Source organism: Natrinema salsiterrestre, assembly GCF_029502005.1.
In the GTDB taxonomy this organism is placed as follows: domain Archaea; phylum Halobacteriota; class Halobacteria; order Halobacteriales; family Natrialbaceae; genus Natrinema; species Natrinema salsiterrestre.
Window position 1 is genome coordinate 43,535 of the sequence record NZ_JAMQOT010000014.1, and the last position, 12,910, is coordinate 56,444.

At 64.2% G+C, this 12,910-nt stretch carries 14 protein-coding genes and 1 pseudogene; 11 read left to right on the top strand and 4 right to left on the bottom strand.

Annotated features, from left to right (window positions below; all coding sequences use genetic code 11):
• Position 1: 1 nt before the first annotated feature.
• The 4 genes from NDI89_RS22620 to argF are packed head-to-tail and all read left to right on the top strand — an operon-like array spanning position 2 to position 4,038.
• Positions 2 to 865 (top strand): acetylglutamate/acetylaminoadipate kinase, encoded by an 864-nt coding sequence (locus tag NDI89_RS22620; RefSeq protein ID WP_277524962.1) that lies wholly within the window; start codon positions 2 to 4, stop codon positions 863 to 865.
• Positions 862 to 2,010, top strand: coding sequence for an aspartate aminotransferase family protein (locus tag NDI89_RS22625; RefSeq protein WP_277524964.1), 1,149 nt, complete (start codon positions 862 to 864; stop codon positions 2,008 to 2,010). The genes NDI89_RS22620 and NDI89_RS22625 overlap by 4 nt, the downstream gene beginning before the upstream one ends.
• Entirely contained in the window at positions 2,007 to 3,077 is a 1,071-nt protein-coding gene (locus NDI89_RS22630; RefSeq protein WP_277524966.1) for a [LysW]-lysine hydrolase, read from the top strand. Before NDI89_RS22625 ends, NDI89_RS22630 begins: the two co-directional genes overlap by 4 nt.
• Before the next feature lie 31 nt (positions 3,078 to 3,108).
• A complete protein-coding gene (gene argF, locus NDI89_RS22635) occupies positions 3,109 to 4,038 on the top strand; it encodes an ornithine carbamoyltransferase (protein WP_277524967.1) in 930 nt (309 codons plus the stop codon).
• A 474-nt stretch (positions 4,039 to 4,512) separates the two neighbouring features.
• Here the strand turns inward: argF and NDI89_RS22640 are convergent, their stop codons facing one another.
• Positions 4,513 to 4,980, bottom strand: coding sequence for a histidine kinase (locus NDI89_RS22640; protein WP_277524968.1), 468 nt, complete (start codon positions 4,978 to 4,980; stop codon positions 4,513 to 4,515).
• 183 nt (positions 4,981 to 5,163) lie between these two features.
• Here NDI89_RS22640 and NDI89_RS22645 point away from each other — a divergent pair, with 183 nt between their 5' ends.
• The 5 genes from NDI89_RS22645 to NDI89_RS22665 all read left to right on the top strand — a co-directional run bounded on the left by NDI89_RS22645 (position 5,164) and on the right by NDI89_RS22665 (position 8,619).
• Positions 5,164 to 5,412: a DUF8001 family protein gene (locus tag NDI89_RS22645; protein ID WP_277524969.1), complete on the top strand. Its 249-nt coding sequence runs from the start codon at positions 5,164 to 5,166 to the stop codon at positions 5,410 to 5,412.
• 65 nt (positions 5,413 to 5,477) lie between these two features.
• Positions 5,478 to 5,861: a helix-turn-helix domain-containing protein gene (locus NDI89_RS22650; RefSeq protein ID WP_277524971.1), complete on the top strand. Its 384-nt coding sequence runs from the start codon at positions 5,478 to 5,480 to the stop codon at positions 5,859 to 5,861.
• A 57-nt stretch (positions 5,862 to 5,918) separates the two neighbouring features.
• A complete protein-coding gene (gene thrC / locus NDI89_RS22655; RefSeq protein ID WP_277524973.1) occupies positions 5,919 to 7,178 on the top strand; it encodes a threonine synthase in 1,260 nt (419 codons plus the stop codon).
• 90 nt (positions 7,179 to 7,268) lie between these two features.
• Entirely contained in the window at positions 7,269 to 7,616 is a 348-nt protein-coding gene (locus NDI89_RS22660) for a G protein-coupled receptor family protein (RefSeq protein ID WP_277524975.1), read from the top strand.
• A gap of 103 nt (positions 7,617 to 7,719) precedes the next feature.
• Entirely contained in the window at positions 7,720 to 8,619 is a 900-nt protein-coding gene (locus tag NDI89_RS22665; RefSeq protein ID WP_277524976.1) for a transcription initiation factor IIB, read from the top strand.
• 44 nt (positions 8,620 to 8,663) lie between these two features.
• Here NDI89_RS22665 and NDI89_RS22670 read toward each other — a convergent pair whose 3' ends face one another.
• Together NDI89_RS22670 and NDI89_RS22675 are read right to left on the bottom strand one after the other, a co-directional pair.
• Complete coding sequence (locus NDI89_RS22670; protein WP_277524977.1) at positions 8,664 to 10,766, bottom strand: minichromosome maintenance protein MCM; 2,103 nt, start codon at positions 10,764 to 10,766, stop codon at positions 8,664 to 8,666.
• A gap of 372 nt (positions 10,767 to 11,138) precedes the next feature.
• Entirely contained in the window at positions 11,139 to 11,789 is a 651-nt protein-coding gene (locus tag NDI89_RS22675; RefSeq protein ID WP_277524978.1) for a DUF502 domain-containing protein, read from the bottom strand.
• Positions 11,790 to 12,089: 300 nt separating this feature from the next.
• Between NDI89_RS22675 and ddfA the strand changes: the two genes are divergently transcribed.
• The gene (gene ddfA, locus NDI89_RS22680) at positions 12,090 to 12,365 is read left to right on the top strand and encodes a DdfA family disk-determining factor (RefSeq protein ID WP_277524981.1); all 276 of its coding nucleotides are present in this window, start codon (positions 12,090 to 12,092) and stop codon (positions 12,363 to 12,365) included.
• A gap of 18 nt (positions 12,366 to 12,383) precedes the next feature.
• Here ddfA and NDI89_RS22685 read toward each other — a convergent pair whose 3' ends face one another.
• Complete coding sequence (locus tag NDI89_RS22685) at positions 12,384 to 12,719, bottom strand: DUF7344 domain-containing protein (protein WP_277524983.1); 336 nt, start codon at positions 12,717 to 12,719, stop codon at positions 12,384 to 12,386.
• 123 nt (positions 12,720 to 12,842) lie between these two features.
• On the opposite strand from NDI89_RS22685, the pseudogene NDI89_RS22690 reads away from it, so the two are divergent.
• Positions 12,843 to 12,910 (top strand): annotated as a pseudogene (locus NDI89_RS22690) (IS6 family transposase); the annotation flags it as partial.

Consider the following 12,910-nt stretch of genomic DNA (forward strand, 5'->3'; position numbering starts at 1 on the left):
GATGACGACGGTGGTCAAAATCGGCGGCGCTCGAGCCGTCGATCCCGAAGGCGCACTTGCCGACGTTGCCTCGCTCGTCGACGACGGCGAGGATATGGTCGTCGTTCACGGCGGCTCGACCGCCGTCGACGAGACCTTGGAGGAGCTCGGCGAGGAACCCACCTACGTCGAGACGCCCGGCGGCGTCGTCGGCCGATTTACCGACGAACGGACCATGGACGTGTTCAAGATGGTGATGCCGGGCAAGCTCAACACCGATCTGGTGGAGAGCCTGCAGAACGAGGGCGTGAACGCGGTCGGCCTCTCCGGCACGGACGGCAAACTGCTCGAGGGCAAGCGCAAATCGGCCGTCCGCGTGAAAGAGGACGGCAAGAAGAAGATCAAGCGCGGCGACCACTCGGGCACGATCGAGTCGGTCAACGCCGACTTGCTCGAGACGGTCATCGCGGGCGGCTACACGCCCGTCGTCTCCGTTCCCGTGCTGGGGAAGGAGAAAGACGGAGAGTACACCGCGGTCAACGCCGACGCCGACCGCGCCGCCGCCGCGATTGCGGGGGCGCTCGAGGCCGATCTGGTCGTCCTCACGGACGTCTCGGGGATCTACGAGGATCCCGACGACGAGTCGACGAAGATCGATTCGGCCGCGACGCCCGCCGAGTTCGAGGCCGTCAAAGACGCCGCCGAGGGGTTCATGACGAAGAAGGTCATGGCCGCCGAGGAGGCCCTCGAGGGCGGCGCAGCGTCGGTGATCGTCGCGAGCGCCAACGCCGACGAGCCGATCACGAGCGCGCTCGCGGGCGAGGGGACGACGCTCGAGCCCGGCGTGCTCGCGGACGACGAACCCGAACCGGAGGCCACAGAATGAGCGATCACGACTTCGTTTCCGGCGGCAAGCCGATCGGTATCGAACGCGGCGAGGGACCGTTCCTCTACGGGACGGACGGCACGGAGTATCTCGACGTCGGCGCGAGCTACGCCTGTACGCCGCTGGGCCACTCCCATCCCGCGGTCGTCGACGCGGTCCAGGAACAGGTCGGCGACCTGACGTTCGTCGACTCCTCCTATCCCGTCCAGTCGCGCGAGGACGCCTACGCGGCGCTCGTGGCCTCGACACCGGCGGATCTGGACCAGGCCTGGTTCTGTAACTCCGGGACCGAGGCCAACGAGGCCGCGCTGAAGTTCGCCCGGTCCGCGACGGGAGCGTCGACGATCGTCGCCGCGACCCGGTCGTTCCACGGCCGGACCATGGGCTCGCTCGCAGCGACCTGGAAGGACGAGTACAAGAAACCCTTCGAGCCGCTGGCCGGCGACGTCGAGTTCGTCCCCTACGGCGACGACGAGGAACTCGCGGCCGCCGTGGACGACGAGACCGCGGCCGTCATCCTCGAGCCGATCCAGGGCGAGGGCGGGATCAACGTCCCGCCCGCGGGCTACCTCGAGACCGCCCGCGAGGCCACCGACGAGGCCGGCGCGGCGCTGATCTTCGACGAGGTCCAGACCGGCATGGGTCGGACGGGCTCGATGTGGGCCTGCCAGAACGCGGGCGTCACGCCCGACATCCTCACGACGGCGAAGGGACTGGGCAACGGCCTGCCCGTCGGCGCGGTCGCGGTGCGGGACTGGATCGCCGACGGCGCGGCCTCCCACAACGCCACGTTCAGCGGCGGCCCGGTCGTCACCGCGGCCGTCCACGCGACGATCTCGACGTTGGTCGAGGAGGAGTACCCCGCCCACGCCGCCGAGATGGGCGACTATCTCACGTCTGAACTCGAGGCCGCAGTGGGCGACGACGTGCGCGAGGTCCGCGGCGAGGGTCTGCTCGTCGGCGTCGAGTTGAAACGCGGTGCGAACCGCGTCGCCCGCGATCTGGCGATCGAACAGCAGGTGTTGGCGCTGCCGGCCGGACGAACCGTCCTGCGGCTGCTCCCGCCGCTCGTCCTCGAGCGGTCGGACGCCGATCGAGTAGTCGACGCGATGGTCGACGTCCTCGGATCGAACGACGACTCATGAGCGCGAACGCCGACCACTCGAGCGACGTGTCGTCCGCAGAGGCCCGAGAGTTGCTCGTCGATCTCGTCTCGATCCCCTCGCCGACCGGCGAGGAACGCGAGGCGGCTAAACGCCTCGTGGACTTCTTCGAGGCCCACGACCGGGAGGTCTGGATCGACGCGGTCGGGAACGTCCGCGCGCCCGCAGACGACGCCGTCTTGTTGACCTCGCACATCGACACCGTCCCGGGGGACATCCCGGTCGAGGTCGAAGAGACCGGCGACGACGAGATCCTCTGGGGTCGCGGCAGCGTCGACGCGACGGGGCCGCTCGCGGCCATGGCGGCCGCCGCCGTCCGCACCGGCGTCTCCTTCGTCGGCGTCGTCGGCGAGGAGGTCGATTCGAAGGGATCGCGCTATCTGGTCGACGACCGAGCCGAGGCACCGGCGGCCGTCGTCAACGGCGAGCCCTCCGGAGCCGACGGGATCACGCTGGGCTATCGCGGTCTGATCGCCGGCACGTACGTCGCGACCAGCGAGTCCGGTCACACCTCCCGGCCGGACCCGAACGCGATCCAACACGCCGTCCGCTGGTGGTCGGCCGTCGAGGACCGCTTCGAAGGCGACGAGTACGAACCGGTCTTCGAGCAGGTGACGACCAAGCCGGTCGACATCGAAGGCGGCGTCAGCGACGACGGCCTCTCTGTCGAGGCGACGATGGACGTCCAGTTGCGCGTCCCGCCGGCGCTCACCGTCGGCGCCGTCCGCGAAGCCGCGGAAGCCGAACTCGAGGTCGGGACCGTGACCTGGAAGGACAAGGTCCCGCCGGTGATGATGAGTTCGCGAACGGAGGTCGCACGGGCGTTTCGCGTCGCCATCCGCAAGGAAGGCGCGGATCCCCGCCTGGTGCGAAAGACCGGAACGAGCGACATGAACATCTACGCCGGGGCCTGGGACTGCCCGATGGTCACCTACGGGCCGGGCAACTCGGACCTCGATCACGCACCGGACGAACGACTGCCGTTGTCGGAGTTCGACCAGTCAGTGTCGATCCTCGAGCGCGTCGCCCGGACGCTCACCGAGGACTGAACATCACGTATTTCCAGACGAATATCATACTATGACACCAGAGACGACTGATACACAGCCGAGACATTTCCTCGACGTCGACGACCTCTCCGAGACGGAACTGCTCGCAGTTCTCGATAGAGCCGACGAGTACAAACGCGCCGTCGAAGCCGGCGAGGACCACGCCGACCTGTCCGGACAGACTTTGGGAATGCTCTTCCAGAAGGCGAGTACCCGTACCCGCGTCTCCTTCGAGACGGGGATGACGCAGCTCGGCGGCCACGCGATCTTCCTCGGGGAAGACGACATCCAGCTCGGGCGGGGCGAACCGCTGAAGGACACCTCGCGGGCGCTCTCGCGGTACGTCGACGCGGTAATGGCTCGCGTCTTCAAGCACGAGAACGTCGAAGTACTCGCGGAGTACTCCTCGGTGCCAATCGTCAACGGCCTCACCGACGACGCACATCCCTGCCAGACGCTCGCGGACCTGTTGACGATCCGCGAACACGAGGGCGGTTTCGACGACGTGTCGGCGGTCTGGATCGGCGACGGGAACAACGTCGCGCAGTCGTTCGCGCTCGGCTGTGCCCTGACGGACGTCGACCTGACGGTCGCGACGCCCGAGGGGTACGGAATCGACGACGACGTTATCGAACGCGCTCGCGACCTCGGCGGCGATCCGACGATCACGGCGGATCCGGTCGAGGCGGTCACGGACGCCGATATCATCTACACCGACGTCTGGATCTCGATGGGGCAGGAGGACGAACGCGACGTCCGAATGAACGACTTTGACGGGTTCCAGGTCGGATCGGACCTGCTCGAGCACGCCCCCGACGCGTCGGTCATGCACTGTCTGCCGGCTCATCGGGGCGAGGAGATCACCGACGACGTCATCGAGAGCGACCGTTCGATCGTCTTCGATCAGGCGGAAAATCGGCTTCACGCCCAGAAGGCGCTGTTGAGTTGGTTGCTCGAGTAAGCGCTCGATCGCGAGCGAAGCGAGCGATCGGGTTTTTTGGTCCAGATTTTTTGCGGGAGTGGTCGCGAACGGAGTGAGCGACCCGACCGGAAAAAAGGTGGGCGTGAGAACCGGCTTCACGCCCAGAAGGCGCTGTTGAGTTGGTTGCTGAAGTAGTTCTGGCCCGATCACGCGAATCGGGTGTATCCGGTTCGAGACCGTCGGATCCGGAAGGAAATACGTTATTTCTCTGGTAAATTCGCTGTTGATAGTTTTCGACCCGCGTTCTGATTGATGAACGGTCTGCTGCTGTTATAATTTCGCTAGCCGAACTGCGATACTGACGATGTCGTTCAGATTGATACTCGCCACCGTCCTCATGTTGCTGGGGCCGGCGGCGCTGATCGTGCTCTACGTCCTGTAGAGCAGGGGTTGGGGTATCGACTACCGACTACGAGGCGTGTCGCCCTCCGTTTTTGCGGTTCGGACGGTAGATCAGTCGAGCACCGCGTAGACCACACCGAGAACGAGCCCGTACGCGGCGTGACCGACGAGGCTTTCGACGGCGACGTTCGGAACGTCGGGTGCCATCCCGAACCCGACTGCGGAGAGCCAGATCGGCATGACGACGACGGCGAGGACGGCCCAGACGCCGAGCCCGTACGCGAGTCCGACAGCGGCGCTCGACCCGAGACCGAGTTCGGTTCGTCCCGTCGCGACCAACAGCGCTGCGAAGACGACGCCGAGGACCGCGCCGTGCGAGACGTGAATCACCGTTCCCGCGAGGCCCCCTTCGAGGCCGTACATCGCCGGGATCGCGGCCTCGAGTACGGGGGGCGTCTGCATCGCCATCATCGCGCCGAATACGAGCGCGCCGACGATACCGCCGACGGTTCCCGCTTGCCAGTGTTCGAGTGCCGTTTCGGTTCGCTCGGGTCGCCGGGTCATCGTTTCTGATGCCATACGATACCACACACCTCGTACCCGTGTAGCACTATCCCGGTCTGACGGCGGCCGTACACAGCCGTTTCCCGGCACTCGATTCGGTTCAGTCGGGCAGTTGTCCGATCGTTCGACGAGAGCGATTCCGGTCCCGGCGGGCGACGACGGGAAGCTTCTTTGGCCCGGCGCGTCGAGTTTCACTCGATGTCGAACCCGCTCCGTGTCTCGGCCGGTGAACTCGAAATAGACGATATCATGTCCGCGATCGAGGAGGGTCGTCGCGTCGTGATTACGACGACGGCGGCTCGAACGGAGTACGACGTGACGCTGCGATACGACGGGTCGGTGTACTACTGCGATACGCCGACGCGGCTCCACCGTCACGAGAGCGAGGGCGAAATGCGGAGCTGTATCCGGAAGATGGGGTACGGAGCGGTAGCCGAAGACACGTGACGGATGTGTGACTGCAGAGGTCGACTGCGGCGGGTATTTTTACGCTCTCGTCCGTACGGACTGGTATGGCCGACACCCCCCAGCACCGTCTCGGGGAACTGATGGAAGAATCGAACCCGGCGTTCGAGGAGGTGATGAGCTGCGTCTTCGGGATCGAGGATCACGAGACCCGCACCTATCTCACCCTGTGTGACCAGCCCGGCAGTACGATCGAGGAGCTGGCTGCGACGCTCGAGCGCGACCGGAGTACGGTCAACCGGTCGCTATCGACGCTGCAGGAACGGGGACTCGTTCGCCGGAACCGCCGTCTGCTCGACGGCGGCGGCTACGTTTACCAGTACACCGCCATCGCGTTGCCGAACGCCAAGGAGATGCTCCACGAGGCGCTCGACGCCTGGACCGCGACCGTCCACGACGTGATCGACGACTTCGACGACGGGGCTCAGTAAGCGAGCCCACCGTCGAATCCGCGTGCTTTTTGCCTCTCGCCTCCCTCTCGACTGACAATGAGTCTCAGTCTCTCGGCCGACCAGCCGGAACGACCCGCCGACGCCGACGACGGCGTCTGGCTCGAGTGCATCGAGTGCGGGGAGACGTTCGCACCCTTCGACGACGTCCGGTACACCTGCGACGAGTGTGACGGCCTGCTCGAGGTTCGCTACGCCGAGTTGCCGACGTTCGACGACTTCGAGGGCCACGGCGTCTGGCGCTACGCCGACGCCTTGCCGTTCGAGTCGGGCGTCTCGATACAGGAAGGTGCGACGCCGCTGTACGAGGTGCCTCGCCTCGAGGAGGAGGTCGGCATCGAGGCCCTGCGAATCAAACACGAGGGAATGAACCCGACGGGCTCGTTCAAAGACCGCGGGATGACCGTCGGCGTGCGGGTCGCGAAGGAACTCGGCGTCGGCCGACTGGCCTGTGCCTCGACGGGCAACACCAGCGCCGCACTCGCAGCCTACGGCTCTCGCGGCGGGATGCAGACGCTCGTGCTCTTGCCCGCCGGCAAGGTCGCCGCCGGCAAGATCGCGCAGGCGAGCCTCCACGGCGCGCGCATTCTCGAGGTCGACGGCAACTTCGACGCCTGCCTCGACATCGTCCAGGACCTCGCGGGGCAGGGCGAGGCCTACCTGCTGAACTCGCTGAACCCCTTCCGGCTCGAGGGCCAGAAGACGATCGGCCTCGAGATCCTCGAGGGATTCCTCGCGGACTACGACGCCACTCCAGATCGGATCGTGCTCCCGGTCGGCAACGCGGGCAACACGTCGGCGCTGTACAAAGCGTTCCGCGAACTCGTTCAGGCGGGCGGACTCGCGGAGGAGGACGTGCCGAAACTGACCGGCGTCCAGGCCGAGGGCGCTGCACCGATGGTCGAAGCCATCGAGAACGGTGCCGACGAGATCCGCCGCTGGGAGGACGTCGAGACGCGCGCGACGGCGATCCGCATCGGGAACCCGGTCAACGCGCCGAAAGCGCTCCCCGGTATCCGAGAGACCGGCGGGACCGCCGTCGCGGTCTCCGACGAGGAGATCACCGAGGCCCAGCGCGACATCGCCGGTGAGGGGATCGGAGTCGAACCCGCCTCCGCCGCGTCCGTCGCCGGCTTGCGAAAACTCCGCGCCGAGGGCATCGTCGGGGACGACGAACGCGTCGCCTGCCTCACCACCGGCCACCTGCTCAAAGATCCCGACGCCGCGGCCGCCGCCGGGAGCGAACCCGAACCCGTTCCGGGCGATACGCGGGGCGTGCTCGAGCACCTCCGGGAGTAACGTCGGCCGAACGCACGACCCCCGTCAGACGCGTCTGACACCCGACTGACTGACCTTTTTCCGGACCTGTGTGCTAACTCATACCGAACCATGTCCGCCGAGCAACGAGGCCCCACCCCGACCCGTTCCGCCGACGGACGGACTCGACTTCCCCGTTCGCACGCGATTCCCGCATCGAACGATTCGACCACCGATCCGCTGGGACGGCTCGACGTCACCCCGGAGCGGCGAGCGCTGCCGCTCTCCTACCGGATCGAACGGCTACAGCTTCTCGCTCGGATCGCTGCGCTCGAGCGCGCAGTGGAAACGAGCGAGAACCGCCGGCAGGCCGTTATCGATCGGTACGAACGGCTCCTGGCCGATCGCGACGAGACGACCGAGTCGGCAGCGACTACCGAGACCGCGTCACGAACGTTGTTGGCACGTCTAATCGACTGATATCATCACGGTGTCACGGACGGCTACATTCTCCTTTCGCAACCGCTCCCTATAATTTAAATGCTAATGGGGAGCATTCTGCTATAGGGAGTTCTAATAACCAATGGCAGATACTGATTCGTCTGCGATCTGCCCCGAATGTGACGGCAGATTACGGAAGAACGGCACCGAAATCGTCTGTGAGGACTGCGGACTCGTCTCGGCCGAAGACGCGATCGATCGCGGCCCCGAATGGCGGTCGTTCGAGGACGACGATACCGATCCGCGACGGACCGGTGCGCCGCTGACCCGCTCGAGACACGACCGAGGGCTATCGACGGAGATCGGATACGGCTCCGGTTCGGACGCCGGCTACAGCGCTCGGCTGACCGGCCGAAAGCGCCGACAGATCGCCCGCCTCCGCCGGGAACACAACCGCGCCCGAATATCTTCGAAAGCCGACCGGAATCAGGTCTACGGGTTCACCGAGATCAAACGGGTTACCGCCCTGCTCTCGCTGTCCGACTCCGTGCGGGAGCAGGCCTGCACACTCTTCGAATCCGCCCAATCCGAGGGGCTCTTTCAGGGCCGCTCGCTCGAGGGATTCGCAGCCGCCGCGATCTATGCGACCTGTCGGACCCGATCGATCGCGCGGACGATCGACGAGATCACCGCCGTCGCACGCGCAGACAGCGACGAACTCACGGTCGCCTACGACGCACTGAACCGCGAACTCGGCCTGCAGACGGGACCGATCGACCCGCTGGAGTACCTCCCCCGATTCGCCTCGAAGCTCGATCTCGGGACGGCCGTCGAGCGCCACGCTCGGGAGTACCTCACCGCCCTGCTCGAGGCGGGACTGGTCAGCGGTCGCGATCCCAGCGGCGTCGCAGCGGCGTGCCTCTACAAGGCCACGGGGGATCGCGAGGAGTGGCCGTCGATCACGCAGGTCGCGGCGGCCGAGGTCGCCGGTGTCGCACCGGTGACCATTCGGTCGACGGTCTCGAATCTCGACGACCTCTGAGTCGACTCTCGAATGACGTCGTAACTGATGCCCGCCGGTCGGCGCTACGTCGTCCGGAGCGTGTCCGTACTCGGCTCGTAGACCTCGCCTTTCTGTTTGAGCTTGTCGATCTCGTGTTCGGCCTTGGACTGATCCATCCCGATCTCGTCGGCCCGCTCCATGACGATGTCGACCGGCGCACCGTCGTCGTACTCCTCCTCGATGTCGCTGATGAGCTGTTTGAGGTTCTTGATCCGGTCGCGCTGGGACTTCGAGGTGCCGGCCTCGACGATGTCCGCGTCGAACTCGCCGGTTTCGGGGTCGACCCCGACGTCCTGCAGACACGAGCGAACGATCTCGATGACCCGCTCGGCGTCGTCCTGTTCGACCGTATCCGACAGCCGAACGCGGGCGCTCGCCTCCGAAAGCCGAACCAGCGCCTCGAGCTTTCGCGCCGTGACGGGCACCGCCGCGTCCTCGTCGGTCCCCTTCGACCGCAGATCGACGTAGAAGTCCCGGATCGCGTTGCGGGCTTCCTCGGTCATCCGCGGGTGGCAGTTCTGCTTCGAGTAGGCGATGTACTTCCGCAGGAGGTCGGCGTCGATCTCCGGATCGACCTGCTCGGTCATCTCGTCGATCTCCTCGGTGCTGACCTCGAGCTGGTTCATCTCCTTGCGCTGGGTCGTCAACTCCCCAGCGTAGTTGGTCGTGATGATGTGTTCCGCGAGGTTGCGGTCTTTCTCCTCGTCCGGCGTGTCCGTGACCGTAAAGATCAGGTCGAACCGCGAGATCAGCGCCGGCTCGAGATCGATCTGCTCGCTGATGGGTTCGTACTGGTCGAAGCGGCCGTACTTGGGGTTCGCCGCGCCGAGCAGCGAACACCGGGACTTGAGCGTGGCGTTGATCCCCGCCTTCGAAACCGAGATCTTCTGTTGCTCGAGGGCCTCGTGCATGGCACTCCGATCTTCCGATCTCATTTTATCTAATTCGTCGATGGCAGCGATCCCCTGATCGGCGAGGACGAGTGCGCCGGCCTCGAGGCTCCACTGCTGACCGTCGCCGAAGTCGTCGCGGACGGCAGCGGCCGTGAGACCCGCCGAGGACGACCCCTTCCCGGAGGTGTAGACGGATCGCGGTGCGATGTTCTCGATGTAGCCGAGCATCTGCGATTTGCCTGTACCCGGGTCCCCGATCAGGAGCATGTGCAGGTCGCCGCGGATCCGCGAGCCGTCGGGGAGTTGCTTCGTGACGCCGGAGAACAGCTGGAGGATCATCGAGAGCTTCTCCTGATCGTAGCCGTAGATCGAGGGCGCGATGGAGGCGACCATCTGCTCGTAAATGTCCTCGCGGTTCGAGATCTCGTAGATCGCCTTCTTGTCCTCCTCGGTGATGTCCATGTCCTCGAACTGCTCTTCGTCGATCTCGACGGACATCCCCTCCATGTAGAAGTCGAAGACGGGCGACTTCTCCTGCTGGTCGCCCTGTTGCTCGAGCCGGAGGACGCCGGTTGCGGAGACGTGGTCGCCGGGGGTGACCTCGCCGGTGATGTCGTCTTCGATGTTGATGTCGAGGGACTGCGGGGTCTCCCCGCCGCGGAGCCCTTCGGGACTCTCCTGAATCCGAAGTTTCTGCGAGTCGACAAATTCGGATTGGTCGAAATTGACGCGGAAGGGGCCCTGTCGTTCACAGCCCTGACACTCGTGGGGCTCCTGGAAGTCGCCGCTGGACTGGGGGACCCGGGTGAGCGTGCCACAGAGCTGGCACTCGAAGGCGGCCTCTTCGATCTTCGGGCGGACGTCGGTGGCCTTCCGGATGATGCCCCGTACCTGCACGAGGGAGTTCATGTCCCGGGCGCGGATCTCCCGGATTTCGGGTGACTCCGTGTCGGGGAGGTTCCGGACCCGGACGTGGGCCTGTCCGAGACTCACGTCGATCGGGAGGTCGTACAGCCGCAGCGCCTCCTCGGCGTAGCGCTGGAGCTGTTCCGGCTGGTTGATGAAGTCATCCGCGAGGTCCGGATCGAACCGGTAGAGGTCCTGCCAGTCGACGTGGAGCGATCGCTGTTCGTTCGGATACCGCTGCGCAAGCTGCTTGATCTCGTTGTCGTAGTAGTTGCGGAAGAACTGCTCGAAAGAGTCGACGAGTTCGGAATTTCCCGCTTGCGCCATTGCACTGTCCTAGGACTGCCATCCGGTATAAATGGTCGTATACCGGGGTGAAACTGATCCGCTCGATTGACACTCGACGAGCAACTGTCCTGGCCGACGACGCAGGGAATTCGTCCCGAGAACCCGCTATCGAAGCCGCTCGAGATGGCGTCGTTCCCTGCGTCTGCGGCCCGAGAAATCGTGGGGGCGATTCTGACCTCGTCGACCCGTCCTGTATCCGAGCGGGTCGCGGTGGAATTCGACACGCCGTGTCCCGTCACCCTGTCGACGGATCGCCTCTCCGTCGGTGATTTTACTCCGGACAGGTATGTATCCTCGGCCAACGTATTTTGGGAGCGGGCGAACGACCGGACGCCGGATACCGTCTCGGACTCACTCGTCGCCGCCCGCCGTGTCGCCGAGGCTGTCGGCGGCGACGCCGAGCGTGGCGATCGATCGGAACGCTTCTTCGACGGTGAGGTCGACCTCGTGGACCTTCTCGGTGGGCATGTGCATCACGTACCCGTTCGTGGCGGGGTTCGGTGCGAGCGGGACCATGATCGTCACCATCTCGTCCTCGCCGGCGCTGGCTTCGACCACGGGCGGCGTCTCTGCGGTGAGAAAGCCGAGCATGTACGCCCCCTCGTGGGGAAATTCGACGAGTTTCACGTCCTGGAACTGGTCCGTCTCGTCGTCCAGCAGGAGGCTGCTCGCCCGCCGGATGCTCTCGTAGACGGTGCTGACCCCGGGAATCGTCTCCATCGTCGCGTGGACTCGCTTGGAGAGGTACGTTCCCGGGGTGTACTCCGCGACGATCCCGACCAGCAGGAACACCCCGAGTACGGAGAGCAGCGTCGCGAACTGGATCACCGGAACCGGCGGTTCGTCGGCCCAGATGTAGGTCACGCCGGTGATAATCGGCGAGAGCACGCCGAGAATGAAATCGAACACGACGAGGACGACGAGCAGCGTCGCGACCAGCGGAATCGTGATCACGACTCCGTTGATCAGCAGCCGCTTGAGTCTCGAAACGGGAGAGGCCATGTGTTTTGTCACTTGCGCTGACTCCGAAATCGTTGGGGTTACGAGCGGATCGGGTACCGATCTGTCGACGGACGGCCGTATTCGCTACTCCCACAGGTGGTCACGGGCGATCCATTCCTCGAGTAGTCACGGAGAGACGCGATTTCGGTCCTGCGACGTCGACCGAGTGTTCTCATCGGTCTCAATATCGGATTTCCCGCAATAACAGAACGCCGATGAAAGCCGTTCATAACTGATTGTCTGACGTGCGTCATTAGAGGACCATCTGGTTTTATATACGGGAATCTGGCAGCGATACCTGTGAATCACACTCAGTCGATAAGTTTCAAGATCGTTGAAAAAGTCGCCAAACGCGAACGAGTATCACCAGAAGAACTCCGACCACCGCTCCACTCCGTTATTGATACGGACGCACTCGACTCGCTCTATCGATCAACGATCTCCGAGAGGAGCTCTCCTGAAGTCGAATTCGAATACAATGGCTATACGATAACTGTGGATAGTACGGGAGACGTGGATGTCAGAGATCAGGTGTCGACGGAAGGACCGGCACAACAACCGTGTGAATCTCTCTGAGGGGGCCGGATACTAACGCTATTCGTCAAACACCTCTACTACATCTTCCAGCCACCGCTGGGCCAATTCGTTTCCGTGATATCGGATGGTGTCACTTCGGTTCTCGAATTCCAGCCACCCCCTCGATTGCAGTTTTGGCAGATGCTTGTGCTGGAGCAAAAGTGAGAGTTCCTCGCGGTCTTTGTCCGGAACTCGCGCCTCTATGTGAGCGACCACTTCATCGACCGTACTGGTCTTTCCGCTGTTGTGATTCTCGAAATAGTGGATCGTCTCTCGCCGGACACTATTACTCAGCGTATCCATGAATCGATCTATCATCGGCGCCTTATCCGGATAGCACCCACCGAAGCCCATGGGACATTTTAACAGACAACCGCTAATAAATGATGTGTAAATAAATAACCATGACGCCCCTTCTGGCACCGTCTAGTTAGCGCGGTTTGAGAAGTGAGCAGGTCGTAGAGTTGGTTTGGAATGATGCTCGCAGACCTGCTCAGCGAGAGCTACGCGGCGGAATTTGATGAATGTTGGGAGCGTGAGCGGAC